Source organism: Stappia sp. ICDLI1TA098 (assembly GCF_054880955.1).
The window spans coordinates 828,512-852,997 of the sequence record NZ_JBTZBT010000002.1 but is presented as its reverse complement, the minus strand read 5'-3'; the positions used below and the strand labels follow the sequence as shown (position 1 = coordinate 852,997).

The following is a 24,486-nucleotide window of genomic DNA, read 5'->3' as shown; positions in this document are numbered from 1 at the left end:
CCGCTGGCGCCTTGCGCGCCCGGATCTTCCAACTGGAGACACTGCGACATGGAACATCTTCTGGTTCTCGTCCGTCACGGGCAGAGCGAATGGAACCTGAAAAACCTGTTCACCGGCTGGAAGGATCCGGACCTGACGGAGAAGGGGATCGAGGAAGCGAAGCTGGCCGGTGCCAAGCTGCGCGATCTGAAGCTCGCCTTCGACGTCGCCTACACCTCGGTTCTGACCCGCGCCCAGCATACGCTGGATCTCATCCTGTCCGAACTGGGGCAGGACGGGCTCGAGACCATTCGCGATCAGGCGCTCAACGAACGCGACTACGGCGATCTGACCGGCATGAACAAGGATGAGGCGCGCGAGAAGTTCGGCGAGGAGCAGGTGCACATCTGGCGCCGCTCCTTCGACGTGCCTCCCCCCGGCGGTGAGAGCCTGAAGATGACGGCCGAGCGCGTTCTGCCCTACTACCGGGCGCAGATCCTTCCGCAGGTTCTGTCCGGAAAGCGCGTCATTGTCGCGGCGCACGGCAACTCGCTGCGATCGCTGGTGATGGAACTCGAGGGTCTGTCGCCGGAGGAGATCCTGAAGAGGGAGCTGGCGACCGGTGTCCCGATCGTCTACCGGCTCACCGAGGACGGCCGGATCTCGTCGGTGCAGGACCTCTCCGACTGACGGGACTGCGAGCCCCTCGCGAGCTCGAGGACAGAAACGAAAAAGGCGCCGCGCGGGATCGCGCGGCGCCTTTTTTTTGTCCGTCCCGTTCCGCGAGGGCGGGGCTTCAGATGCTGAAGCCTCCCTCGGCGGCGATCTGGCGCAGCGCCCGCTCTGGACGCGCGCCGACATGGCCGATGACTTCGGCGGCGCACAGGCAGCCGAGTTCCGCCGACATGGACAGGTCGTAGTCGCGCGACTGGGCAACCAGGAAGCCCGCGGCGAAGAGATCGCCGGCGCCGGTCAGGTCGACGATCTCGTCGACCTTCTGTGCGGGGACGCGCACGGTCTTCTCACGCGAGATCGCCATCGCGCCCTCGGCGCCGAGTGTCAGCGCGGTCAGCGCGCAGTCCTCGCGCACGGCGGCGATGGCCGTATCGACATCGGCGGTTTCGTAGAGCGCGCGCAGTTCGTGCTCATTGGCGAACAGGAGGTCGATGGTTCCGTCGCGCATCATCGCCAGGAACTCGCTGCGATAGCGGTCGACGCAGAAGCTGTCGGAAAGCGTCAGGCTGACTTTCCGGCCGGCGCCATGGGCGATCTCCGCAGCCTTCAGGAAGGCGCGCTTCGCCGCCGGCGGGTCCCACAGGTAGCCTTCCATGTAGGTAAAGGCGGAGGCCGCCACGACCTGCGGATCGACATCGTTCTCCGAAAGCTCGACGCAGGCACCCAGGTAGGTGTTCATCGTGCGCTCGCCGTCCGGCGTGATCAGGATCATCGAGCGTGCCGTCGGCACGCCGTCGATCAGGGCGGGGGTCTCGAAGTGGACACCGGTGCCACGCATGTCGTGGCGATAGGCGTCGCCGAGATCATCCTTCGCGACCTTGCCGAAATAGGCGGTCTTGCCGCCGAGCGAGGCAACGGCGGCGGCGGTGTTGCCCGCGCTGCCGCCGGAGATGCGCGTCGTCTGGCCCATCCTCTCGTAAAGCCGGACGGCCTCTTCGGTGTCGATCAGGCGCATCGAGCCCTTCACGAGGCTTTCCCTGGCGAGGAAGTCTTCCTCCACATGGGCGAAGACATCGCAGATCGCGTTGCCGATGCACAGAGCGTCGAAGGTCTGGCTGGTCATTGGTGTCGAAAATCCTCTTCTCGGCATTGGCGTTTGTCGGATCCGGGCCGGGCGCCGAAGCGGTCTGGCCATGGGCGGGGTTCAGATCCCGGGGGTCGGGCGAAGCGCCCGGTTGGCTTCCGGCTCGCGGATCTTGTCGCGGAAGGCGGCGGCGGGATAGACGCCGAGCAGCTTCAGTTCGGCGCAGAAGAACTCGAGTTCCTCAAGCGCCAGCGCGACGGAGCGGTCGTCGGGATGTCCTTCCACGTCGGCGTAGAACATGGAGGCGAAGAACTGTCCCTCGAGCTGGTAGGATTCGAGCTTCGTCATGTTGACGCTGTTGGTGGCGAAGCCGCCGAGCGCCTTGAAGAGCGCCGCCGGAACGTTGCGCACCCGGAAGATGAAGGTGGTGATCACCGGCTGGCCGTTATTTTTCGCCTTGACTGGCTCCGGCGACAGGATGAGGAAGCGCGTCGTGTTGTGGGCGGCATCCTCAACGTCCCGGCGCAGGATTTCCAGCCCGTAGGCTTCGGCCGCCATCTCGGGGGCGAGGGCCGCCGCGCTGAGGTCGCCGCGCTCGGCGATCTGGCGCGCGGAGCCGGCGGTGTCGGCGCCAATCACCGGCGACAGGCCGAGTTCGCGAATGATCTTGCGGCACTGGCCGAGCGCCATGATGTGGCTCTGGACGCTCTTGAGCGTCTCGATCCGCGCTCCGGGAAGCGCCATAAGCTGGAAGCGGATGGGGAGGAAATACTCGCCGATGATGTTGAGCGAGGAGCGCGGCAGCAGATGGTGGATGTCGGCGACCCGGCCAGCGACGGAATTCTCCACCGGGATCATTCCAAGATCGGCCTCGCCATTCTCCAGCGCGGTGAAGCAGTCCTCGAATGTCGCGCAGGGCACCGGCTCGCAATCCGGAAAGGCGTCGCGGCATGCCATGTGCGAGTTTGCACCGTATTCGCCCTGGAAAACGATCTTCTTCTGTTTCGACATCGGGTTGGACCAGCTTGTCAGGAGTGTCGGGTGGTGGTGCGGTGACCGAGGACGGCGCGCGCGGCGTCGAGGTCGGCAGGCGTGTTGACGTCCATGGGCGTCGAGTCGATCAGGCTGACGTCGATGCGCATGCCCGCCTCCAGCGCGCGCAGCTGCTCCAGGCTCTCCCGACGCTCGAGGGTGGAGGGCGGCAGTGCGACGAAGCGCTCCAGCGCCGCGCGGCGATAGGCATAGAGGCCAATGTGCTGGTAGAGCGGCCCCGGTCCGCTCGGCGCCGTCGCGCGGGTGAAATAGAGCGCCCGCAGGCGGTTCTCGTCGACTGGCGTGCCGATGGTCTTGACCATGCCCGGGTCGGTGCGGCCCGCCTCCGTGCGGATTTCGGTCGCGATCGTGCCGATATCGACGGCTGGGTCCCGCAGCGGCGCGAAGGTGGCGCGGATCGCTTCGGGATCGATCAGGGGCACATCCCCTTGCAGGTTCAGCACCACGTCGAATTCACCGTCCGGGTCGATGCTGCGGACGGCGGCGCAGACGCGATCAGAGCCGCTGGCAAGGTCGGGATCGGTCAGCACGGCCCGCCCGCCCGCCGCTTCCACCGCATCGCGGATGCGCGGGTCATCGCAGGCGACGACGACCGGGCCGATCCCGGCCTCCTCGCCGCGCGCGAGAACATGGGCGATCATCGGTTTCCCGGCAATGTCGGCGAGAGGCTTGTCGGGAAGACGCGACGATGCCATTCGCGCCGGAATGACGACAAGGGCTCGGATCACGAAAGTTCCTTCACGGTGGACGACATCGCAGCAGGCACGGAAAAACCCACCCGCGCCCGCCGTTTGGGGGGCATCGGGGAAGCGGTCTCGGTGGGCGCCGGGAAAGGTGCGAAAAACGTGACTTTCCCGGGAAAATCAGCTGCGATCATTTGTATCATCGATTGCTCTTTTAAAGCTATGGACACGGGCGTCAAAAACTTTGTAGTTTCCGGCGACTTTTTCACCACGCGCTGCGTTGCGCGGGGCCCTCTCGTCATGGGCATGCCTGACAGGGGTCCCTGAACGTGGCCGCGCCGCAATAGACTAGAGTTGGAGCCAGCGGGAATGAACTCTGCCAAGCTAAACACGATCGCCGGCGCGGTCCTCTTCGTCCTTCTCCTGACGATGGGACTCGGCATTCTCTCGGAAATCCTCTTCGAGCGGCATGAGCCGGAGAAGCCGGGCTTCGAGATTGTCGTCGCCGAGGCTGGTGGAGAAGAAGGCGGTGCTCCCGCCGCGGACGAGCCTCAGGTTGAGCCGATCGCGGTTCGCCTGGCCAGCGCCTCCGCCGAGGACGGCGAGAAGCTGACGCGCGCCTGCGCCGCCTGTCACGATTTCTCCAAGGGCGGCCCCAACAAGGTCGGCCCGGAGCTGTGGGGCATTCTCGGTCGCAAGCCGGGTGGCCGCGAGGGCTTCCGCTATTCCAACGCCATGGTCGCCTATGGCGATGAAGTCGGCGAGTGGACCTACGATGAGCTCGATCACTTCCTGACGAAGCCGAAGGATCTCGTTCCCGGCACCGCCATGGGCTATGCCGGCATGCGCAAGCCGGGCGACCGCGCCAACCTGATCGCCTATCTGCGCACGCTCAGCGACAATCCGCAGCCGTTGCCCGAGCCGGAAGCCGCCGCGCCGGCTACCGAGGCTCCCGCTGCCGAGGCTCCTGCAGCTGAAGCCCCCGCTACCGAGGCGCCGGCTGCCGAGGCTCCTGCAGCCGAAGCTCCTGCTACCGAGGCGCCGGCTACCGAAGCCCCCGCTGCCGAGGCTCCTGCTACCGAAGCACCCGCCACGGAAGCCCCTGCCGGCGAGACCCAGACCGCTCCGGCCCAGTAAGGCCAGATCAGTCTCTTGGATATGCAGAACAAAGGCCGGGCATGCCCCGGCCTTTTTTTGAATGCGGCGGCTTTGCCGTTGGTGGGAAGCGGCGAGGAGGACGCTGCGTAAACTTGATTGCAAGCTATTTTGACAAACTATTGTGTGGGGACGCCTGATCGCTGAAACACCGGTTTCTGGTGTTTTGTCTCGGCGTCAGTTTTGGGACGCGCCATCGTGCAATCCGGGTCTGGGCAGGACCCGGCGCATCGAGGTTTGCAGGAGCATGCGCGTCAAGGGAGGGGTAGATGAAGCGTCACTCCGTTATCGGAGTGTCAGGCAGGGGCGCCTGCAAGCATATTCCGCTTGTCGCCGTGCTTCTTGTCGTGGCTGCGATCGGCATTGCCGTCACGGGCTATGTCGCACACTTGCTCGGCGTGACGGAGCGCGAGCGCATGGAGCACGAGACGCTCGCGCGCCTCTCGGAATTGCGCGCGCGCCTTGAGGGTGAACTGAGCGGCACTCTTTACATCGCCCAGGGGCTTGCGAGTTTCGCCGCGATCAATGGCGATCTTTCGCCCGGACAGTTCCGCCGTTTCGCCGAGGAGACGGCTGCGCTCAACAGCAATGTGCGCCGTATGACGCTCGCGCCCGACAATGTCGTGAGCTTCACCTATCCGCTCTACGGAAACCTCGACGTGCTTGGCCGCGATCTGACGTCCGATCCCCTCGACCTCAAGACGGTCGAGGAGGCGTCGCGCCGACGCAAGGCGCTGATCTCCGGGCCCTATTCGCTGGATGGTGGCAGCCGGACGATCATTGCCCGCGCGCCGATCCTTGTCGCCGAGGATGATTCCCTGCTCTGGGTCGATCGCGCCTATCGGGGCGTTGCGACGGTGATGGTCGACTTCGACGGCATCTTGACGTCCGCCGGCATCCGCGCCGAGGACGGGGGTTATCAGGTGGCGATCCGTTCCGTGATCGCGAATGGCGGAGAGACCGGTTTGGCGGGTGGCACGGTGCTTCTGGGCGACGCCGCGCTGTTTGACGCCGACGCGGTACGTCTCGCCGTTGCGTCGCCTGCTGGCGACTGGGAGCTTGCCGCAACACCTGCCGGTGGCTGGCCGACCATGTCGCGCGACCGTGTGCTGGCCCTGATCGCGGGTGGCGGCGCGACAGGCGTGATGGCGCTCCTGGCGGGCCTTGCGATGTTTGCCCAGCAGCGCGCGCGCATCATGGCCCACCAGGATGAGCTGACCGGTCTGCCGAACCGACGCTTCCTGGAGAAAAGGCTGCACCATCTTGCCGCGCGCAGAGAGCGCACGAACGTGGGCTTTTGCGTCTTCTTCGTTGATCTGAACCACTTCAAGCCGATCAACGACACCCATGGTCATGCTGTCGGGGATGCGCTGCTGCGCGAGATTGGACGGCGGTTGAGTGTTTTCACGCGCGAGACCGATACGGTCGCGCGCGTTGGCGGCGATGAGTTCGTGGTCGTGGTCCCGGGCAACCTTGCCGAGCTCAAGGCGAAGTCGGTCGCCGAGCGCCTGCGCGACGTCGTCTGCGAGCCGGTGGTTGTCGGTGAGAAGCGCATCACGGTCCGTGCAAGCGTTGGTTTCGCCGGCTATCCGGATGACGCGGGAACCATCTCGGGGATCCTGGAACTCGCCGATCGGCGCATGTATCTCGAAAAGAGCAACGCGGCCTGACCGGGGGCAGGCGGGCCGCGCCAGAGTGTTTCGATCGCGTTGGTTCGATTAAACTTTGGTCATCTTTCGTTTCGGCGCTGTCGGTGCGCGCCTGAAATCCCTACACTCGAACGATAGCAAAGCTCGTGACGCGAGGACCCGCCCCCCGGCCGCCGCGCCGGTCGGGGCAGGCCCACAGGAAGGGGACCCTACCCATCGCCATGCCGCATCCTCTGACATTTCCGTTCGCTCCGCGCCTCGATACCTTCCTTCGCCGGACCGGGGTCGCCGCCTGTGCGGCGCTTGCCCTCTCGTTGAGCCTGATTGCGTCTTCGGCCAGTGCCGAAGAAGAACCAGCATGGCGGCATGCAGCGGCGCTGACCGGCGAGCCTCGGTATTCCGAGGGCTTCAAGCATTTCGACTATGTCAATCCCGATGCCCCCAAGGGGGGGAGGGTGCGGCTCGCGGCTTCGACGGGCTTTGATTCCCTCAATCCGATCCTGTCGCGCGGCAATCCGGCGCCCGGTCTCGGGTTGATGTATGATTCGCTGCTCGAGCCGTCGCTCGACGAGGCCGACATCAACGCCGACTACGGTATGCTGGCGGAGGCGTTGCGCTATCCCCAGGACTATGCCTGGGCGGAGTACCGCCTGGACCCGCGCGCGCGCTGGCATGATGGCGAGCCGGTGACCACAGACGACGTCATCTGGAGCTTCAACAGGCTCATCGAGGTCAATCCGAGCCAGGGCTTCTATTACAGGCACGTCAAGAGCCTGGAGAAGGTCGGCGAGCGCACCGTACGCTTCACGTTCGACGCTCCGGGCAACCGGGAACTGCCCAAGATCGTCGGCCAGCTCCCGGTGCTGCCGAAGCACTGGTGGGAGGGAACGGACGCCAACGGCGCGAAGCGCGACATCGCGCGCGGCACGCTGGAGCCGCCGCTCGGCTCCGGCCCCTACCGGATTCGTTCCGTCGATCCCGGGCGCAACATCGTCTACGAGCGCGTCGACGACTATTGGGCCAAGGACCATCCGGTGCGCGTCGGGTCTTATAATTTCGACGTGGTTCGCTACGATATTTTCCTCGATTCCGCCGTCGAGCTGGAGGCCTTCAAGGGTGACCAGTACGACTTCCGGGATGAGCCGAGCGCCAATGTCTGGTCCAAGGCCTATGATTTCCCCGCCGTGCGCGAGGGGCATGTGGTTCTGGAGGAGTTTCCGAGCCGGGCGGTCGGACGCATGCAGGCCTATGTGCCCAACCTGCGTCGCAAGAAATTTCAGGACCCGCGGGTCCGCGAAGCGCTGAACTACGCCTATGATTTCGAGACGACCAATGCCGTCGTCTCCGCGGGGTTGCACAAGCGCATCGGCTCCTATTTCGCCGGCACGGAACTCGCATCTTCAGGGCTGCCGACTGGCAAGGAGCTGGAGATCCTGGAGACGGTGCGCGACGAGGTGCCGCCCGAAGTTTTCACCAAGCCTTATGAAAACCCGGTCGGCGGCAGCCCGCAAAACGTGCGTGAGAACTTGCGCCAGGCGGTGCGGCTCTTTCGCGAGGCGGGTTACAAGCTCGACGGCGGGCGCATGGTCGACGAGAAGACCGGCGAGCAGCTCTCGATCGAGTTCATATACTATGATCGCTCGGCCGAACGCGGGCTTCTTCCCTACACGAAGAACCTGGAGAACATCGGCGTCAAGACGGTGCTCCGCCTCATCGACGTGCCGCAATACATCAACCGCGTGCAGAATCGCGACTTCGACGTGGCCACGCTGGTCTGGGCGCAATCCCTGTCGCCCGGCAACGAGCAGCGCGACTTCTGGGGCTCGGATGCCGCCGACCGGCCGCAATCGAAGAACTACGCGGGCATCAAGAACCCGGCCGTCGACAAGCTGATCGAGCGCGTCATTTTCGCCAAGGACCGCGAGGAGCTTGTGGCAGCGACCCATGCGCTCGACCGTGTCCTTCTGTGGAACCACTATGTGGTGCCGCAGTTCTATTCCGACGTCGACCGCACGGCCCGCTGGGACAGGTTCGCACATCCTGCGAAATTGCCGGAATTCACGCATGGTTTTCCCTCAATCTGGTGGTGGGATGCCGAAAAGGCCGCACGAATCGGAGACAAGGGATGAAGGGAACGAGCAGCATGAAGGATGGTGCGACGATCGATCGGCGTACGCTGCTTGCAGGCACCGCGGCGCTTTCGGTGGCGCTGATGCTGCCGGGCGGGCGGGCGCGCGCCGCGGAACAGGGCAAGGCCGTGCATGGCCTGTCGGTCTTCGGCGATCTGAAATACCCGCCCGGGTTCGAGGCGTTCGACTATGTCGGGCGCGATGCGCCCAAGGGCGGCCGTTTCGTCTTTTCGGCGCCCTCCTGGGGCTTCAACCAGAACCCGCAGACCTTCAACACCTTCAACACCTTCATCCTGAAGGGCGACGCTCCGCCGCGCATGGAGCTGTGCTTCGACACGCTGATGGTGCGCGCGCTCGACGAGCCCGACGCGATGTATGGCCTTGTCGCCGAAAGCGTGGAGATCTCCGACGACGGCAACACCTACGTCTTCAACATCCGCCCCGAAGCGCGGTTTCACGACGACAGTCCGCTGACGGCCGAGGATGTCGCCTTTTCGCTGACGACGCTGAAGGAAATGGGGCACCCCTCGATCCGCCAGGCGCTGTCGGAGATGGTGAGCGCGGGTGCGCTCGACACCGCGCGCGTGGCTGTGCATTTCTCCGGACGGCAGGCGCGCAAGGCGCCGCTGACGGTCGCAGGCATGCCGATCCTCTCCAAGGCCTATTACACACGCTACGATTTCGCGCAGTCGACGCTGACCCCGCCGCTGTCTTCCGGGCCCTACAAGGTCGGGCGGCATGAGGTTGGCCGCTTCGTCGAATACGAAAGGGTCAAGACGTGGTGGGCAGCGGACCTGCCCGTCTCGCGCGGGATGTTCAATTTCGATGTCATCCGGCTGGAGTTCTTCCGCGACCGGCAGGTGGATTTCGAGGCCTTCAAGAAGGGCGTCACCACCTATCGCGAGGAGTTCACCGCCCGCACCTGGGCGACCGAGTACAATTTCCCTGCCGTCGAGGATGGACGGGTGACGCGCGAGGAAATTCCCGACGGCCGGCCAGCCGGCGCACAGGGCTGGTTCCTCAACACCCGTCGGCCGATGTTCCAGGATCCGCGCATCCGCCAGGCGATCGGGTTCGTCTTCGACTTCGAATGGTCGAATCAGGCGCTCTTCTATGGTGCCTACACACGCACTCAGTCGTTTTTCCAGAACTCGCCGATGCTTGCGCAGGGCGAGCCGACGCCGGAGGAGATGGTGTTGCTGGAGCGGTTCCGCTCGCAGATCCCCGCCGCCGCTTTCGGGCCGGCCGTCATGGCGCCCGTGTCCGACGGATCCGGGCAGGACCGCACGATGCTGCGCGAGGCGGACAGGCTGCTGCGCGAGGCGGGCTGCACGCGGGATGGAAGCACGCTTCTGCTTCCCGGCGGCCAGCCCCTCACCTTTGAGATGCTGTCCAACACGACGGCCTTCGAGCGGGTGGCTCTGCCCTTCGTCAAGAACCTTGCACGCCTCGGCATCACCGCGAATTACCGGGTTGTCGATCCCGCGCAGTATCAGTCGCGCATCAACGACTATGATTACGACATGGTCGGCCGTCGCTTCGCCTTGAGTGCGACGCTCGGCGAGGAGATCCGCGATCTGCTGAGCTCAAGCGCGGCGACGACGCCGGGCAGCGGCAACCTCGCGGGCATCTCGGATCCGGTGGTCGACGCTTTGATCGACATCGCCCTCAATGCGCCGACGCGCAACGAGATGGAGATCGCCGCGCGTGCGCTCGACCGGGTGCTGCGCGCCGGCTACTACTGGGTTCCCCAGTGGTACAAGCCCGTTCATACGGTTGCCACATGGGATGCCTTCGACCGGGTGGCCGAGCCGCCGGCATATGATTTCGCCCCCGAGGCGCAGTGGTGGTACGACAGCGCGCGGGCCAAGGCGGCCGGTGTCGAGTGACCCGACCGCTCCTGACCTTCCGTGCAACCGGCGCCCTGCGCCGGAGCGAAACGCTAGACGAGGACAGCCAATAAGATGGGCGCCTATATCCTGCGGCGGCTCCTGCTGATCGTGCCGACGTTGATCGGAATCATGGCGATCAACTTCCTCATCATCCAGTTCGCGCCGGGCGGACCTGTGGAGCGCGTCATCGCCCAGCTTCAGGGCACGGACGTGTCCGCCACCTCCCGCATCTCGGGCGGCGGCGGCGACTTCTCCGGCGGCGGCGCGCAGGCGGGTGGCGACACTTCGGTCACATCCAAGTACCGCGGCGCGCAGGGGCTCGATCCGGAGTTCGTCAAGGATCTGGAGAAGCAGTTCGGCTTCGACAAGCCGCCGCTCGAGCGGTTTCTCGGCATGCTGTGGAACTACGCCCGCTTCGACTTCGGCGAGAGCTATTTCCGCGACATCGGCGTGCTCGACCTCATCCTCGAGAAGATGCCGGTCTCGATCTCGCTCGGGCTCTGGATGACGCTGATCTCCTATACGATCTCCATTCCGCTCGGCATCCGCAAGGCGGTGAAGGACGGCAGCCGCTTCGATGTCTGGACATCGGCGGTGATCGTCGTCGGCTACGCCATCCCGGGGTTCCTTTTCGCCGTTCTGCTGATCGTGCTCTTCGCTGGCGGCTCGTTTCTGGACTGGTTCCCCTTGCGCGGCCTGACGTCCGACAATTGGGAGCAATTGTCCTGGCCGGCGCGGATCCTCGACTATTTCTGGCACCTTGCGCTGCCGCTCACGGCCATGGTGCTGTCCGCTTTCGCCACAGTGACGCTGCTTACCAAGAACTCGTTCCTTGACGAGATCCGCAAACAATACGTCCAGACGGCGCGGGCGAAGGGCCTGAGCGAGCGCCAGGTGCTCTATGGCCACGTCTTCCGCAATGCCATGCTGATCGTTATCGCCGGTTTCCCCGGCGCCTTCATCTCCTCCTTCTTCGCCGGGTCGTTGCTGATCGAGACGATCTTTTCGCTCGATGGTCTCGGCCTGCTTGGTTTCGAGGCGGTGATCAACCGCGATTATGCGGTGGTCTTCGCCACGCTCTACATCTTCTCGCTCATGGGACTGCTGGTGAACCTTATCTCCGACCTGACCTACACCTGGATCGATCCGCGCATCGATTTCGAGAGCAGGGAGGTCTGAGCCGATGGACCGGAACATGTCCGACACGGCGCCGCAGCCCATTGGCGCCGAGCCCGACGCGGCGGCGGCTTCGGTGCGCTTGCCGAAGCGCGGCTGGCTTTCGCCGATCAACCGCCGGCGGCTGTCGAACTTCAAGGCGAACCGGCGCGGCTTCTGGTCGCTCTGGGTGTTCCTGCTGCTCTTTGTCCTGTCACTCCTTGCGGAGTTTCTGGTCAACGACCGGCCGATCCTCGTCTCCTACAACGGCGAGATTCTGGCCCCGGTCTTCGTCGACTATCCGGAGGAGAAGTTCGGCGGCTTCCTTGCCGTCACCGACTACCGCGATCCCTTTATCCAGGACGAGATCAACGCCAACGGCTGGATGCTGTGGCCGCCGGTGCGCTACTCGTACCGGACGGTCAACAACGAGATCCCGGTGCCCGCGCCCGCTCCTCCGTCGTGGATGCTCGACAAGGCCGAGCGCTGCAGCCGCTATCCCATGGGCGCCGACGATCCCAATTGCGTCATGGGCAACTGGAACTGGCTGGGCACCGATGATCAGGGACGTGATGTGGTCGCCCGGCTGGTTTACGGCTTCCGCATCTCGGTGCTCTTCGGCCTGGCGCTGACCATCGCTTCCTCGTTCATCGGCGTTGCCGCCGGCGCGGTGCAGGGCTTCTATGGAGGCTGGGTGGACCTGCTGTTCCAGCGGTTCATCGAGATCTGGACGGCGATCCCGACGCTCTACCTGATCCTCATCGTGTCCTCGGTGCTGATCCCGGGCTTCTGGACGCTCTTCACCATCCTGCTCGCCTTCTCCTGGGTGGCGCTTGTCGGTGTGGTGCGCGCCGAATTCCTGCGTGCCCGCAACTTCGAATACGTCACGGCGGCGCGCGCGCTCGGTGTTGGCAATGGCACCATCATGTGGCGCCACCTGCTGCCCAATGCGATGGTGGCGACGCTTACCTTCCTGCCCTTCATCCTCAACGGCTCGATCTCGACGCTCACCGCGCTCGATTTCCTCGGCTTCGGCCTGCCGCCCGGATCTGCATCGCTCGGCGAGATGCTGGCGCAGGGCAAGAACAACCTTCAGGCTCCCTGGCTCGGCATCACCGGTTTCATCGTGATCTCGACCATGCTCAGCCTTCTGATCTTCATCGGCGAGGCCGTGCGCGACGCCTTCGACCCGCGCAAGAGCTTCTCGTGAGGCCCGACATGATGACCGAAAACACCACTGCGACCAAGGCGACCGCGGGCGGAAAGCCGCTGCTGTGCGTACGCGACCTCTCCGTGGCTTTCACGCAGAACGGCGCGACCGTGACCGCTGTCGACCATATCTCCTTCGACATCGAGAAGGGCGAGACCCTGGCGATCGTCGGCGAGAGCGGTTCGGGCAAGTCCGTCTCGGCGCTGTCGACCGTGCGTCTTCTGCCCTATCCGGCCGCGTCGCATCCGTCGGGCGAAATCCTCTTCAAGGGCCGCGACGTGCTCAAGGCCGGAGAGACGGACCTCAGGAAGATCCGCGGCAACGAAATCTCGATGATCTTCCAGGAGCCGATGACTTCGCTTAATCCGCTGCACACGGTGGAAAAGCAGATTGCCGAGGTGCTCAAGGTCCACCGCGGCATGGGCGAGACCAAGGCGCGCGCCCGGGTTCTGGACCTGCTCCACCAGGTCGGTATCCGCGATCCGGAAACCCGTCTCGCCAGCTACCCGCACCAGCTTTCCGGCGGTCAGCGCCAGCGTGTCATGATCGCCATGGCGCTCGCGAACGAACCGGACCTGCTGATCGCCGACGAGCCGACGACGGCGCTGGACGTGACCGTGCAGGCGCAGATCCTGGAGCTTTTGAAGGAAATTCAGCGCGACGTCGGCATGGCCATGATGTTCATCACCCACGACCTTGGCATCGTGCGCAAGATCGCCGACAGGGTCTGCGTGATGACAAAGGGCAAGATCGTGGAAAGCGGTCCGGTCGAGCGCATCTTCACCGCGCCCGAGCATCCCTATACGCAGCATCTCCTGGCGGCCGAGCCGAAGGGCCAGCCGCCGGTCACCGACGAGACGCGCCCGGTCGTTGTCGAGGCGAAGGACGTGAAGGTCTGGTTCCCGATCAGGCGCGGGTTGCTCCGGCGCACCGTCGACCACGTCAAGGCGGTCGACGGCATTGATGTGACCGTGCGCGAGGGCCAGACGCTCGGCATCGTCGGGGAATCCGGATCGGGCAAGACGACGCTTGGTCTGGCGCTGTTGCGCATGATTTCCTCCACCGGCCAGATCCGCTTCGGCGCGCAGGACATCAACACCTTGTCATGGAAGGACATGCGTCCACTGCGCCGTGACATGCAGATTGTCTTCCAGGATCCGTTCGGCGCGCTTTCGCCGCGCATGTCGGTTGCCGATATCGTCGGCGAGGGGCTTGCCGTTCACTACGCCGATCTGTCCGCGGAACAGCGCGACGCCCGCGTCGCGGCGGCGCTTGTGGAAGTCGGTCTCGACGCGGACACCCGCTTCCGCTATCCGCACGAGTTCTCCGGCGGCCAGCGCCAGCGCATCTCCATCGCCCGCGCCATGGTGTTGCAGCCAAAGTTCGTCATGCTCGACGAGCCGACCTCGGCGCTCGACATGAGCGTGCAGGCACAGGTGGTCGATCTCCTGCGTGACCTGCAGAAGCGCCACGGCCTGGCTTATCTCTTCATCTCGCACGATCTGAAGGTGGTGCGCGCGCTTGCCAACGAGGTGATCGTCATGCGCGCCGGCAAGGTGGTCGAGGCCGGTCCTTCGGTCGACATCTTCGATGCGCCGAAGACGGACTACACCAAGGCACTGATGGCGGCCGCCTTCCGCCTTGAGGCGGCGGATACGGGCATTGTGAGCGAGTGAGGTCGTAAGGCACGCCCTCACTCGCTGCGGATCTCTCGTGTCGGAGAAAACAGGTCAGGGCATCACTGGATGTCGATGACCTTGCACTTGCCGCCGCCGTGCTTTTTTGCCTCCGAGGTGCAGTATCTCAGGGCTTCCTTCTGGGACACCTGCTTGGAAAGGTGGCCCCAGGCCGCCCCGCACCGCATGCCGTCCGCGCTCAGGGCAAATGCCTTCGGCCTCCGTGCGCCCTTGTACTGGCCGTCGAAGAAGTTCTGGCACTGTTGCCTCTTGATGCTGGCAGGCGCGGCCTGCGCGGCGTCGAAAGAGGCGAGAGCCAGAAGGCCGCAAATCAGGATCCCAATAATTTTCACAATGAATACCCCCTGAATGGACGTGAAGCACCCACATCGTACCCAAACACGATTGCGGCACAAGCACCGACGGTGTGAACCGTTCACTCCAGCCAGCAGGTTGCCGACTTCCCGGCCTTCTCCTGTTCCAGCCCGAGCGTGCGGCGGGTCTTGAAGCCGATGAGCCCGTCCGCGCCACCGACATCATGGCCTTTCCTCTCCAGTTCGAGCTGGAGATCGCGCACCGCGCCGCGTGAGCGCGTCTTCACCGCGCGCCAGCCCTGCACGAAGCCCGCATTGTTGCCATAGCGGTCGGCGAGATGGCCGACGAACAGGGCGTAGACGTCGGATTCGTTGTAGGCCTTGAGCACGTAAAAATTGTCTGTGGCGATGAAGGCCGGGCCGTAGCGTCCGGCCGGCATCAGGAGGAAGCCCGGCTGAGACAGCTCGGGCGCGGGGAAGGGCCTGTCCTTCACGCGGGTGACACCCTCCGCCACCCAGGCAGAGATCGGCTGGCCCCGGTCGGGGCCCTCGCGAGAGCAGGAGACGGTGGGCGGCACGACCGCTTCATAGCCCCAGTCGCGCGCCCTCACCCAGCCGTGCCAGGCGAGATAATTCGCGATGGAGGCGAGCGTATCGGGCACCGAGCGCCAGATGTCTCGCTTGCCGTCGCCGTCAAAGTCGACGGCAAGACGCAGGAAGCTGGAGGGCAGGAATTGCGGCTGGCCGAGCGCGCCGCCCCAGGAACTCTTCATCTCGGAGCGAGAAATATGGCCTTCGGCGAGGATCCGCAGGGCAGCGACGGTCTCTTCGGCGAAAAGGTCGCGCCGCTCGCCCATATAGGCGCGCGTGGCGAGCGTGCGCAGCGCGTCCTTGGGGATCCTGGCCGCGCCGTAGCCCGACTCGCGCGCCCAGATCGCGAGCACGATGCGTCCCGGCACGCCGTATTGCGCCTCGACGCGCCGGAGCGTCGCCGCATGCTGGGAGGCCAGCGCCCGCCCCCGGGCTACCAGCGCGTTGAACTGGCTGTCACGGAAATACCCGCCGGGCGCACGGAATTCGGACTGGTAGTTGACTGCCGCCGGCCGCTCGGGCTTGTCGGGGTCGCCAAGGCCCGGGAGCGAGGTGTCGGGGGAAAGTCCGGCAAGCTCGCGCTGGATGACCCCGGCCGGCACGCCGGCCTTGCGCGCCGCCGGCACGATCTTTCGAGAGAGGAACGCGTTGAAGCCGGCGTCCGGGCCCGACTGTGCCTGCGCCGGGGCAGCGGCAAGGCCGAATGCGAGGATCGCGGCAAGGGCGAGCGGGGCAAGGGGGCGCATGGCGTCTCCGGTTTGCGGCACGCGGGCGCGCGCCTTGGCTCGGCCAGTCTAGCCGCGCCGCCGGCGCCGATGAAGGGGGAGCGGGCAAACCTGCCGTCAGAAGGTCGTACGCGCCTTCAGGGCCTGGGTGAGAGTGCCCTCGTCGAGGTAGTCCAGTTCGCCGCCGACGGGCACGCCATGGGCAAGACGGGTGACCTTGACGTCGAGCCCGCGCAGCCGGTCGGTGATGTAATGCGCGGTGGTCTGACCCTCCACCGTGGCGTTCACCGCGAGAACCACCTCACTGACGCCGCCATGGGCAACGCGTTCGATCAGCTTGTCGATGGTAAGATCGTCGGGGCCGACGCCGTCGAGCGGCGACAGCGTGCCGCCCAGCACATGATAGCGACAGTCGAGCGCGCTGGCGCGCTCGAGCGCCCACAGGTCCGCAACGTCCTCGACGACGACGATGGTCGTGCCGTCGCGGCGCGGGTCCGAGCAGATCGTGCATGGGTCGATGGTGTCGACCGTGCCGCAGGTCGAGCACACGGTGACCCTGTCGGCGGCAACGCCCATCGCCTGGGCCAGCGGCACGAGCAGCTGGTCCTTCTTCTTGATCAGGTGCAGGGCGGCGCGACGCGCCGAACGGGGACCGAGCCCGGGCAACCTGGCAAGCAACTGGATCAGCTTCTCGACTTCCGGACCGGCGACCGCGCGATTGACCATCTCGGCTGGCTCAGAACGGCAGCTTGAAGCCGGCCGGCAGACCGAGGCCACCCATCAGTTCCTGGGTCTTTTCCTGCATCATCTGGTCGGCCTTGGCCTTGGCGTCCTGATGGGCGGCGAGGATCAGGTCCTCGAGGATCTCGACCTCGTCTTCCTTGGCGAGCGAGGGATCGATTCTCACCGCCTTGAGTTCGCCCTTGCCGTTGAGCGTCACGGTGACCATGCCGGCGCCGGCCTGTCCGTCGACAGTGAGGGCGGCGACCTCTTCCTGCAGTGAGCCCATGCGCTCCTGCATCTGCTTCGCCTGCTTCATCATCTTCATAATGTCCATCGGACGTCTCCTTCGCCGGCCTCCTGGGTGCCGGTTCCTGTTTTCCTGCGGCCAGCGCGCTTGGCCGGCCGGTCGATCACATGTCGGGGTCGATGTCGTCCTCGCCGGCGTCCGTGTCAAGGCCGGGACCGAGCGGTTCTTCTTCCATCGCGGTCACGCGCACGTCGACAACCTTGGCGCCGGGAAAGGCGGACAGAAGCGCGGCAACCGCCGGTTCGGCCTTGGCGTCGGAAACCAGCTGGTGACGGTTCGCCTCGCGTTCCTCGTACAGCGTCGGCCGGCCCTGCGTGCGCGACACGCTGACGATCCAGCGCATGCCTGTCCATTCGGAAAGCTTGCGGCCGAGGCGGCCGGCGAGATCGGGATCGGGATCGCCGGCTGGCTGGAACTCGATGCGCCCGGGTTCGAAGCGCACGAGCCGCATGCGTCGCTCGATATCCACCTTGAGCCGGATATCGCGCCGTTCCGCGGCAAGCGCCGCGCAATCCGCCAGCGAGGCGAGCTGCACGGCCGGCGGTGCCTGGGGCACCGCTCGGAGCTCCGGCTGCGGTTGCGGCTGCGCCATCTCCTGAGTGCGCGCGGCCATTGCGCCGCCGGCCTCGCGTCCGCCCACAACCTGGAAGCGGGGCGCGGCGGAAGGCTCGAAGCCCTGCGGCGGCTGGTCGATGGTCGCGCCGGTCGTCGGCGCTTCCTGCAATGAGGCGGACGGTGATGCGGGGAAGGCGGCCGGGGACGGCGCGGAGCGGCCCTGCGCCGTCGCGCCGCCGCCATGGTCGGCGGAGGCTGTGGCCGGGGCCCGAACCCCGGCAGGGGCGTTGCCTTGCGCGCCGTGCGGGGCGGCACCTTCCGGCAGGCTTGCCGCGAGTGCCTGCGTCTGGCCGCCGCGCAGCAGCTTCAGGGCATCTTCCGGGTCGGGAAGGTCCGCCGCATAGGCGATCCTGACAAGCACCATGTCGGCGGCGAGCTGCGGCTTGGGCGCGGCCTGCACCTCGGCGATGCCCTTCAGCAGCATCTGCCATGTGCGCGACAGGAGGCGCAGCGACAGCCGGCTGGCGAGATCCCGCCCGCGCATGCGCTCGCTTTCCGTCACGGACGCCTCGTCGCCGGCAGAAGGCACGATCTTGAGGCGGGTCACGAGATGGGTGAATTCGGCCAGGTCGGAGAGCACCACGACCGGGTCTGCGCCGACGTCGTATTGCGCGCGGAACTCGGCCATGGCCGCGGCCGCGTCGCCCTTCATCAGGTGTTCGAAGAGGTCGATCACCCGCGCCCGGTCGGCAAGGCCGAGCATCGAGCGCACCGCCTCCGCATCGATGGCGCCGCCCGAACTGCCGGCGCCATGCGCGATCGTCTGGTCGAGCAACGACAGCGAATCGCGGGCTGAGCCTTCGCCGGCGCGGGCGACCAGGGCCAGCGCCTCGTCGGCGATGTCGATGCCTTCGGCGTCCGAAATGCGCCGCAGCAGGCCGACAAGCTTGTCCGCGTCGATGCGGCGCAGGTCGAAACGCTGGCAGCGCGACAGCACCGTCACCGGCACCTTGCGGATCTCGGTGGTGGCGAAGATGAACTTCACATGCTCCGGCGGCTCCTCGAGCGTCTTCAGAAGTCCGTTGAACGCGGACTTCGAGAGCATGTGCACCTCATCGATGATGTAGACCTTGTAGCGCGCCGACGCAGGCCGGTAGCGCGCCGCGTCGGTGATCTCGCGGATGTCGTCGATGCCGGTGTGCGAGGCGGCGTCCATCTCGATCACGTCGACATGACGCCCGTCCATGATCGCGGCGCAGTGCAGGCCGGGTTTGTCCAGGCGGACCGTCGGCCGGTCGGCCTCTCCTGGGATCTCGTAATTGAGCCCCCGCGCCAGGATGCGCGCCGTCGTCGTCTTGCCGACACCGCGCACGCCGGTCAGCATCCAGGCCTGGGCGATGCGCCCGGTCTCGAAGGCGTTGCGCAGGGTCTGTACCATCGGCTCCTGGCCGACGAGATCGTCGAAGGTCTGCGGCCGGTACTTGCGCGCAAGCACCTGATAGCCGGGATCCCTTGCGGAGCCGGTGGCGGGGGCGGCCGGAGCCGCGTCGGATGTGGTGAGACCGTCGTCCATGGGCGCAAGACTAGCGGCCCGGGCCGCCGATGTTGAGGGGCATTCGCGCGCTGAGGCGAGATTTCCCCGCAAGCGGGGGACAGCCTGCCCGCAACGACACGTTCCCCCCGGGCGATGCCAAGGGGATTCGCGAAAATGGGAGTTTCGCGAGAGCGCCGATGAGAAGGGAAAGGGTGGGAGGCTGGCACGGTGACCCGTGCCGCGACTCGTTGGGGCTGCTTCCTTCCGGACCTGACCCGGTTGGCGAGTGGCTCGTCCACCACCAACCTCCCGCGCCCTATATCGGGATTCTCGCGCGCCGATGCAAGGAAAAATCCGCGCCTTCGCTCAAACCGTCCCCGCTGTCCCCGCTGCGCGGGCCCGCAACTCCTTGCGGATGATCTTGCCTGTCGTCGTCATCGGCAGGGTTTCGACGAAGGCGATCTCGCGGGGATACTCATGCGCCGCGAGCCGTGTCTTGACGTGCTCCTGCAAGGCCCTGGCAAGATCGTCGGAGGGTTCGACACCCTCGGCGAGAACCACATAGGCCATGACGATCTCGGTGCGCTGCGGGTCGGGCTTGCCGATGACGCCGGCCATGGCGACCGCGGGGTGCCCGATCAGGCAATCCTCGATCTCGCCGGGGCCGATCCGGTATCCGGCTGACGTGATGACGTCGTCATCGCGCCCGATGAAGCGTAGCCAGCCGTCCGCCTCGCGCACGGCCATGTCGCCGGTCAGCAGGTGGTCGCCGGCGAATTTCGCCTGTGTCGCTGGTTCGTTGTTCCAGTAGCGCAGGAACATCACGGGGTCGCCCTTGCGCACGCCGACGATGCCGGGCGTGCCGTCGGGGACGGGTGTTCCGGAGGCGTCGACGATCGCCAGATCGTGGCCGGGTGCCGCCCGCCCCATGATGCCGGGCCTTGCCTGCATCAGCGCGGAGCAGGAGGAGACGATCATGTTGCACTCGGTCTGACCGTAGAACTCGTTGATCGTGACGCCAAAGACCGCCTGCCCCCAGTCGAGCAGTTCCGTTCCCAGCGTCTCGCCACCGCTCGCGATGGTCCGCATGTCGAAGGAGAGCCCATCCGGCGGGGCGCCGTGGGCGCGCATCATCTTCAACGCCGTCGGCGGCAGGAAGGCGTTGCGGATCTTTTCCTCGGCGATCAGCCGGTACGCGCCCTCGGCGGTGAATTTCGCGAACCGGCGCGCCACCACCGTCACCCCGTGGTGAAGGGCCGGCATCAGCACGTCGAGCAAGCCGCCGATCCAGGCCCAGTCGGCCGGCGTCCAGATCCGGTCGCCGGGCTTCGGGAAGAGGTCGTGGCTCATCTCGACGCCGGGCAGATGGCCGAGAAGAACGCGGTGGGCGTGAAGCGCGCCCTTGGGCTGGCCGGTCGTGCCGGACGTGTAGATCAGGATCGCCGGGTCGTCGGCGGCGGTGTCGGCGACGGTGAAATCCGTGCTTTCTCCACCAAGCCTTGCGTGCAGATCGTGGACATCCGCAGCCGGGCCGTCGATCGAGTAGACATGGGCGAGGTCGGGAAGCTCGCCCCTGAGCGCCGCCAGTTTGGCCGCGCCGCCGGCATTGGTCACGACGGCGCGCGCGCCGCTGTCTGCAAGACGAAAGGCAAGCGCCTCCGCGCCGAAGAGCATGAAGAGCGGGATGGCGATGGCCCCGAGCTTCAGCGCCGCGATATGGGCGGCGGCGGTTTCCTTCGCCTGCGGCAGCAGCACGCCGACCCGGTCGCCGGGGCGAACGCCGTCACGTGCGAAGAGGTTGGCGATGCGGTTGGAGAGCGCCTTCAACTCGGCGAAGCTCACCTCCTCGCGGGTGCCGTCCTCCGCGATGCAGACGAGGGCGATGCGTGCCGGGTCGCGTTCCGCCCACTTGTCGCAGATGTCGTGGCCGATGTTGTAGCGCTCGGGCACCTGCCAGCGAAATGCCGCGCACAGCTCGTCATAGCTTTCCGCCGATGGCAGCATCGTGCGTCCTCCCTTGATGTCTCCCGCTTTCCGATTGCAACGGCTCCCCTGCAACGTCAACGCTAAAAGCGCTGAACGCGGTTTGGTGGCGGGGCTGGTGCGACGCGCTGTCGCGGCTATAGTGCGGTCCGTCGGCCGATGCCCGGGCCGCGAAACAGGGAGCGATACAGTGGCGAAAACCGGTTTCGATCTCGATCCCCGGCTTGAGGAGGACAGCCTTTCCGTCTGCGACCTGCCGCTGTGCGCGGTCAGGCTGATGCGCGACGCGCGGTTCCCCTGGCTGCTGATGATGCCGCGCCGCGACGGGCTTACGGAAATTGTCGACCTCGATGCCGCCGAGCGCGCCGTCCTGATGGAGGAGATCGCCCTCGTCAGCGAGGCACTCAAGACGACGACCGGCTGCGACAAGCTGAATGTCGCCAACCTCGGCAACATGGTCTCCCAGCTTCATGTGCATGTCATTGCTCGCAAGGTGGGCGATGCGGCATGGCCCGGCCCGGTCTGGGGCAACGGCCGGGCGGAGCCCTATTCGCGCGGTAAGGCCGAGGCGCTTGCCCGTCTGATTGCGGGCGGTATCGAGACCGTGATCGCCGGCCGGGGCGGCGCGTGACCCGCTCCTGTCCGCCCGCCCTGCTTTCTTGCTTCTTTTGCCCGCGCCCGGCTCCGCGGAGCGTTCCAACGAAAACACGGATCACTGCATGAGCGACCATCCCCTTTTCGAAGCCCATCCCGGCTTCGCCTTCACCGGAAACCCTCTCGAGCGCGAATCGGAACATCGGGGCGACGCGGCCTGGCTCGCGGCGCACCGTGACAGCGCGGCGGCTCGTTTCGTGATCTTCGCTGAAGGGCGTGTGCTGACCGTCAAGGCCGGCGGCGCGGAAACCGAGTTCCTTCTGAAGCGCGCCACCGCCGATGCGCTGGGCGCGGACGCGGCCGAGATGGTGCTTCTTGGTTTTCGCAACCATGATCGGGCACCCATCTTTGCCGCGCCGCTTGCCCGGAACGTCGAGGATCTCGAGGTGGCGCATCCCGAATTCGTGGCGATAGACCTGCGCACGCTGGCGCGCGAGGGGCGTGTCGCGCCGGGACACCTCGGTCTGCTTGCCCAGGCGAGCAGCCTGCTGCACTGGCACGCGACGCACCGCTTCTGCGCCCGCTGCGGGACACGGAGCGAGATGACCCAGGGCGGTTATCGCCGCGACTGTCCCTCCTGCGAGGCCCTGCATTTTCCGCGCACGGACCCGGTGGCGATCATGCTCGTCACTGATGGCGAGGACTGCCTGATGGGGCGCTCGCCCCGGCTGCCGGAAGGCGTCTACTCGACGCTTGCCGGTTTCATCGAGCCGGGGGAGACCGCCGAGGAGGCGGTGCGCCGCGAGGTCTTCGAGGAGGCAGGTATCCATGTTGGCGAAGTCACCTACATGGCCAGCCAACCCTGGCCGTTTCCGGCCTCGTTGATGATCGGTTGTCACGGCCGGGCCAGGAGCCGGGAGATCGTCATGGACGCGACCGAGCTCGACGACTGCCGCTGGTTCACGCGCGAGGAGGTGCGCCTCATGCTCGCCGACCGGCATCCCGACGGGGTGAAGGTGCCGCCGGCGCTGTCCATCGCCCACTGGCTGATCCGGACCTGGGCGGAAGAGGGGGCCTGAGGCGCCCGCCGGGCCGGGCCGGGGCGGAGGGGGGGCGGCATCGGCGCTTGCGCCGCGCCGCGCCGGTGCCTACCTGAGAGGGAAGAAACGCCGAACTGGACCACGGAGCCTATGATCGCATCCGCGCTGCGCGCACTCACCCAGATCTTCGAACCGCCGCTCAGGGCAATTTTCTGGAAGACGCTCGGCTACACGCTGCTGCTGCTCTTTCTTGTCTGGCTCGGCCTCAACGGCGCGGTTTCCGGCTTCGTCGTCTTGCCCTATCCCTGGCTCGAGACCGCGCTCACGCTGCTGACGGGCATCGGCGCGGTCTTCCTGCTCGGGTTTCTCGTGGCGCCTGTCACGGCGATCATCGCCGGCCTTCTTCAGGACGACATCGCCGAGGTGGTCGAGCGGTCGGACTATCCCGCCGATCCGCCCGGCAGGGCGATGCCGCTCGGCCAGTCCATTCCCCAGGCCATCAAGTTCACAGGCATCGTCATCCTCGGAAACCTGCTGGCGCTGCTGCTCCTGCTGGTGCCGGGCATCAATCTCGTCGCCTTCTTCGTGGTCAATGGCTACCTGCTGGGACGTGAGTTCTTCGAGTTCGCGGCGATGCGGTTTCGCCCACCCGAGGAAGCGCGCGCGTTCCGCAAGGCGCATGGAACAACGGTGTTTCTTGCTGGCTTGCTGATCGCCGGTTTCCTCGCCGTGCCCATTCTCAATCTGCTGACGCCGATCTTCGCGACGGTGATGATGGTGCACCTGCACAAGCGGCTTACCATTACGTCAGGTCTGCGCGTCCGCAACTGATCGACACGCGTCTCCGGTACCTTTCATTCAGCATCGGCCTATAGGATACTTTGACGTGCCGGCGCGATGGCGCTAGAAGGCAGCAGGACAAGGTCCTGATATGCCTGACGTTTACGTAAGCGTTATGGCGAGGGAGACAGGAGACGCGCCATGTCGGATGTCGGGATGAAAAACAGCCGGCCGCTTTCGCCGCACCTACAGATTTACAAGCCAATTCTCACCATGATCATGTCGATCCTGCACCGCATCACCGGATGCGCGCTCTATTTCGGCACGATCCTTGTTGCGTGGTGGCTCGTCGCCGCCGCTGCCGGACCGGACTATTTCGCGTTCGTCAACGCCGTCTACGGGTCGATTCTGGGCCGCCTGGTGCTGTTCGGCTTCACCTGGGCACTGGTTCATCACATGCTCGGCGGTCTTCGCCATTTCGTCTGGGACATGGGGCACGGTTTCGGACGGGAGGCGCGCGAGTGGTTCGCGCGGGCAACGATCATCGGTTCGGTGAGCGTGACGATCCTGCTTTGGATCGTCGGCTACGCTGTGCGTTGAGGGAGCACGATCATGACTGACATGCGCACGCCGCTCGGCAGTGTTCGCGGCCTCGGGTCCGCCCGCGACGGCACCACCCATTTCTGGCGTCAGCGGGTCACCGCTGTGGCCAACGTCTTCCTGATGATCTTCTTCATCATCCTCGTCGTATCCCTGCAGGGCAGCGACCAGGCGGACGTTGTCGCCGCGCTGGGCAATCCGTTCGTCGCCATCGTGCTGCTGCTGACGATCGTCAACTGCGTCTATCACATGAAGCTCGGCATGCAGGTGGTCATCGAGGACTACGTGCATGGAGAGGGCCTCAAGTTCCTGACGCTGATGGCAAACACCTTCTTCTCGGCTTTCATCGGCTTCGCGTCGGTCTTCGCCGTCCTCAAGATCAGCTTCGGAGGCTGAACCG

Annotated in this window: 22 protein-coding genes and 1 other RNA gene; 13 read left to right on the top strand and 10 right to left on the bottom strand. The window is 65.8% G+C overall.

Features of this window, described 5'->3' with window-relative positions; genetic code table 11:
- Positions 1–48: 48 nt before the first annotated feature.
- Positions 49–669 (top strand): 2,3-bisphosphoglycerate-dependent phosphoglycerate mutase, encoded by a 621-nt coding sequence (locus ACSLUQ_RS14200; RefSeq protein ID WP_417771883.1) that lies wholly within the window; start codon positions 49–51, stop codon positions 667–669.
- A gap of 106 nt (positions 670–775) precedes the next feature.
- Here the strand turns inward: ACSLUQ_RS14200 and ACSLUQ_RS14195 are convergent, their stop codons facing one another.
- The 3 genes from ACSLUQ_RS14195 to ACSLUQ_RS14185 form a co-directional block, all read right to left on the bottom strand.
- Positions 776–1,777 carry an adenosine kinase gene (locus ACSLUQ_RS14195; RefSeq protein WP_461808888.1) on the bottom strand — a complete coding sequence of 334 codons (1,002 nt, stop codon included), beginning with the start codon at positions 1,775–1,777 and terminating at the stop codon, positions 776–778.
- A gap of 81 nt (positions 1,778–1,858) precedes the next feature.
- The gene (locus ACSLUQ_RS14190; RefSeq protein ID WP_461808887.1) at positions 1,859–2,749 is read right to left on the bottom strand and encodes a prephenate dehydratase; all 891 of its coding nucleotides are present in this window, start codon (positions 2,747–2,749) and stop codon (positions 1,859–1,861) included.
- Between the two features lie 17 nt (positions 2,750–2,766).
- On the bottom strand, positions 2,767–3,519 hold the full coding sequence (locus tag ACSLUQ_RS14185; protein ID WP_461808886.1) for a 3-deoxy-manno-octulosonate cytidylyltransferase: 753 nt from the start codon (positions 3,517–3,519) through the stop codon (positions 2,767–2,769).
- A gap of 324 nt (positions 3,520–3,843) precedes the next feature.
- Here ACSLUQ_RS14185 and ACSLUQ_RS14180 point away from each other — a divergent pair, with 324 nt between their 5' ends.
- The 7 genes from ACSLUQ_RS14180 to ACSLUQ_RS14150 all read left to right on the top strand — a co-directional run bounded on the left by ACSLUQ_RS14180 (position 3,844) and on the right by ACSLUQ_RS14150 (position 14,340).
- The gene (locus ACSLUQ_RS14180) at positions 3,844–4,611 is read left to right on the top strand and encodes a c-type cytochrome (protein WP_417771887.1); all 768 of its coding nucleotides are present in this window, start codon (positions 3,844–3,846) and stop codon (positions 4,609–4,611) included.
- A gap of 287 nt (positions 4,612–4,898) precedes the next feature.
- Positions 4,899–6,299 (top strand): diguanylate cyclase, encoded by a 1,401-nt coding sequence (locus ACSLUQ_RS14175; protein ID WP_417771888.1) that lies wholly within the window; start codon positions 4,899–4,901, stop codon positions 6,297–6,299.
- A 200-nt stretch (positions 6,300–6,499) separates the two neighbouring features.
- Positions 6,500–8,407 carry an extracellular solute-binding protein gene (locus ACSLUQ_RS14170; protein WP_461808885.1) on the top strand — a complete coding sequence of 636 codons (1,908 nt, stop codon included), beginning with the start codon at positions 6,500–6,502 and terminating at the stop codon, positions 8,405–8,407.
- The gene (locus ACSLUQ_RS14165) at positions 8,404–10,296 is read left to right on the top strand and encodes an extracellular solute-binding protein (protein WP_461808884.1); all 1,893 of its coding nucleotides are present in this window, start codon (positions 8,404–8,406) and stop codon (positions 10,294–10,296) included. Before ACSLUQ_RS14170 ends, ACSLUQ_RS14165 begins: the two co-directional genes overlap by 4 nt.
- Positions 10,297–10,371: 75 nt before the next feature.
- On the top strand, positions 10,372–11,478 hold the full coding sequence (locus tag ACSLUQ_RS14160; protein ID WP_417771891.1) for a microcin C ABC transporter permease YejB: 1,107 nt from the start codon (positions 10,372–10,374) through the stop codon (positions 11,476–11,478).
- A gap of 16 nt (positions 11,479–11,494) precedes the next feature.
- Positions 11,495–12,664: an ABC transporter permease gene (locus ACSLUQ_RS14155; RefSeq protein WP_417771892.1), complete on the top strand. Its 1,170-nt coding sequence runs from the start codon at positions 11,495–11,497 to the stop codon at positions 12,662–12,664.
- Between the two features lie 8 nt (positions 12,665–12,672).
- Entirely contained in the window at positions 12,673–14,340 is a 1,668-nt protein-coding gene (locus ACSLUQ_RS14150) for an ABC transporter ATP-binding protein (protein WP_461808883.1), read from the top strand.
- Positions 14,341–14,402: 62 nt separating this feature from the next.
- On the opposite strand, the gene ACSLUQ_RS14145 is transcribed toward ACSLUQ_RS14150, so the two are convergent.
- The 7 genes from ACSLUQ_RS14145 to ACSLUQ_RS14115 form a co-directional block, all read right to left on the bottom strand.
- Positions 14,403–14,693 (bottom strand): hypothetical protein, encoded by a 291-nt coding sequence (locus tag ACSLUQ_RS14145; protein ID WP_461808882.1) that lies wholly within the window; start codon positions 14,691–14,693, stop codon positions 14,403–14,405.
- An 83-nt stretch (positions 14,694–14,776) separates the two neighbouring features.
- Complete coding sequence (locus ACSLUQ_RS14140; protein WP_461808881.1) at positions 14,777–15,991, bottom strand: lytic murein transglycosylase; 1,215 nt, start codon at positions 15,989–15,991, stop codon at positions 14,777–14,779.
- Between the two features lie 96 nt (positions 15,992–16,087).
- Entirely contained in the window at positions 16,088–16,696 is a 609-nt protein-coding gene (recR, locus tag ACSLUQ_RS14135) for a recombination mediator RecR (RefSeq protein ID WP_417771896.1), read from the bottom strand.
- 10 nt (positions 16,697–16,706) lie between these two features.
- Complete coding sequence (locus tag ACSLUQ_RS14130) at positions 16,707–17,027, bottom strand: YbaB/EbfC family nucleoid-associated protein (RefSeq protein WP_417771897.1); 321 nt, start codon at positions 17,025–17,027, stop codon at positions 16,707–16,709.
- A 76-nt stretch (positions 17,028–17,103) separates the two neighbouring features.
- Positions 17,104–19,128 carry a DNA polymerase III subunit gamma/tau gene (locus ACSLUQ_RS14125; RefSeq protein ID WP_461808880.1) on the bottom strand — a complete coding sequence of 675 codons (2,025 nt, stop codon included), beginning with the start codon at positions 19,126–19,128 and terminating at the stop codon, positions 17,104–17,106.
- A 173-nt stretch (positions 19,129–19,301) separates the two neighbouring features.
- Positions 19,302–19,399: signal recognition particle sRNA small type (gene ffs / locus ACSLUQ_RS14120), an RNA gene on the bottom strand.
- Positions 19,400–19,455: 56 nt separating this feature from the next.
- Positions 19,456–21,093, bottom strand: coding sequence for an acyl-CoA synthetase (locus ACSLUQ_RS14115; RefSeq protein ID WP_461808879.1), 1,638 nt, complete (start codon positions 21,091–21,093; stop codon positions 19,456–19,458).
- Between the two features lie 169 nt (positions 21,094–21,262).
- On the opposite strand from ACSLUQ_RS14115, the gene ACSLUQ_RS14110 reads away from it, so the two are divergent.
- From ACSLUQ_RS14110 to sdhD, 5 genes are all read left to right on the top strand, one after another.
- The gene (locus ACSLUQ_RS14110) at positions 21,263–21,703 is read left to right on the top strand and encodes an HIT domain-containing protein (protein ID WP_461808878.1); all 441 of its coding nucleotides are present in this window, start codon (positions 21,263–21,265) and stop codon (positions 21,701–21,703) included.
- Between the two features lie 88 nt (positions 21,704–21,791).
- Positions 21,792–22,745, top strand: a complete 954-nt coding sequence (nudC, locus tag ACSLUQ_RS14105; protein ID WP_461808877.1) for an NAD(+) diphosphatase — start codon at positions 21,792–21,794, stop codon at positions 22,743–22,745.
- A 111-nt stretch (positions 22,746–22,856) separates the two neighbouring features.
- Positions 22,857–23,537: a sulfate transporter family protein gene (locus ACSLUQ_RS14100; RefSeq protein ID WP_417771902.1), complete on the top strand. Its 681-nt coding sequence runs from the start codon at positions 22,857–22,859 to the stop codon at positions 23,535–23,537.
- Positions 23,538–23,687: 150 nt separating this feature from the next.
- The gene (gene sdhC, locus ACSLUQ_RS14095; RefSeq protein WP_417771903.1) at positions 23,688–24,086 is read left to right on the top strand and encodes a succinate dehydrogenase, cytochrome b556 subunit; all 399 of its coding nucleotides are present in this window, start codon (positions 23,688–23,690) and stop codon (positions 24,084–24,086) included.
- A 12-nt stretch (positions 24,087–24,098) separates the two neighbouring features.
- Complete coding sequence (gene sdhD / locus ACSLUQ_RS14090; protein ID WP_417771904.1) at positions 24,099–24,482, top strand: succinate dehydrogenase, hydrophobic membrane anchor protein; 384 nt, start codon at positions 24,099–24,101, stop codon at positions 24,480–24,482.
- The last annotated feature ends 4 nt before the right edge of the window (positions 24,483–24,486 follow it).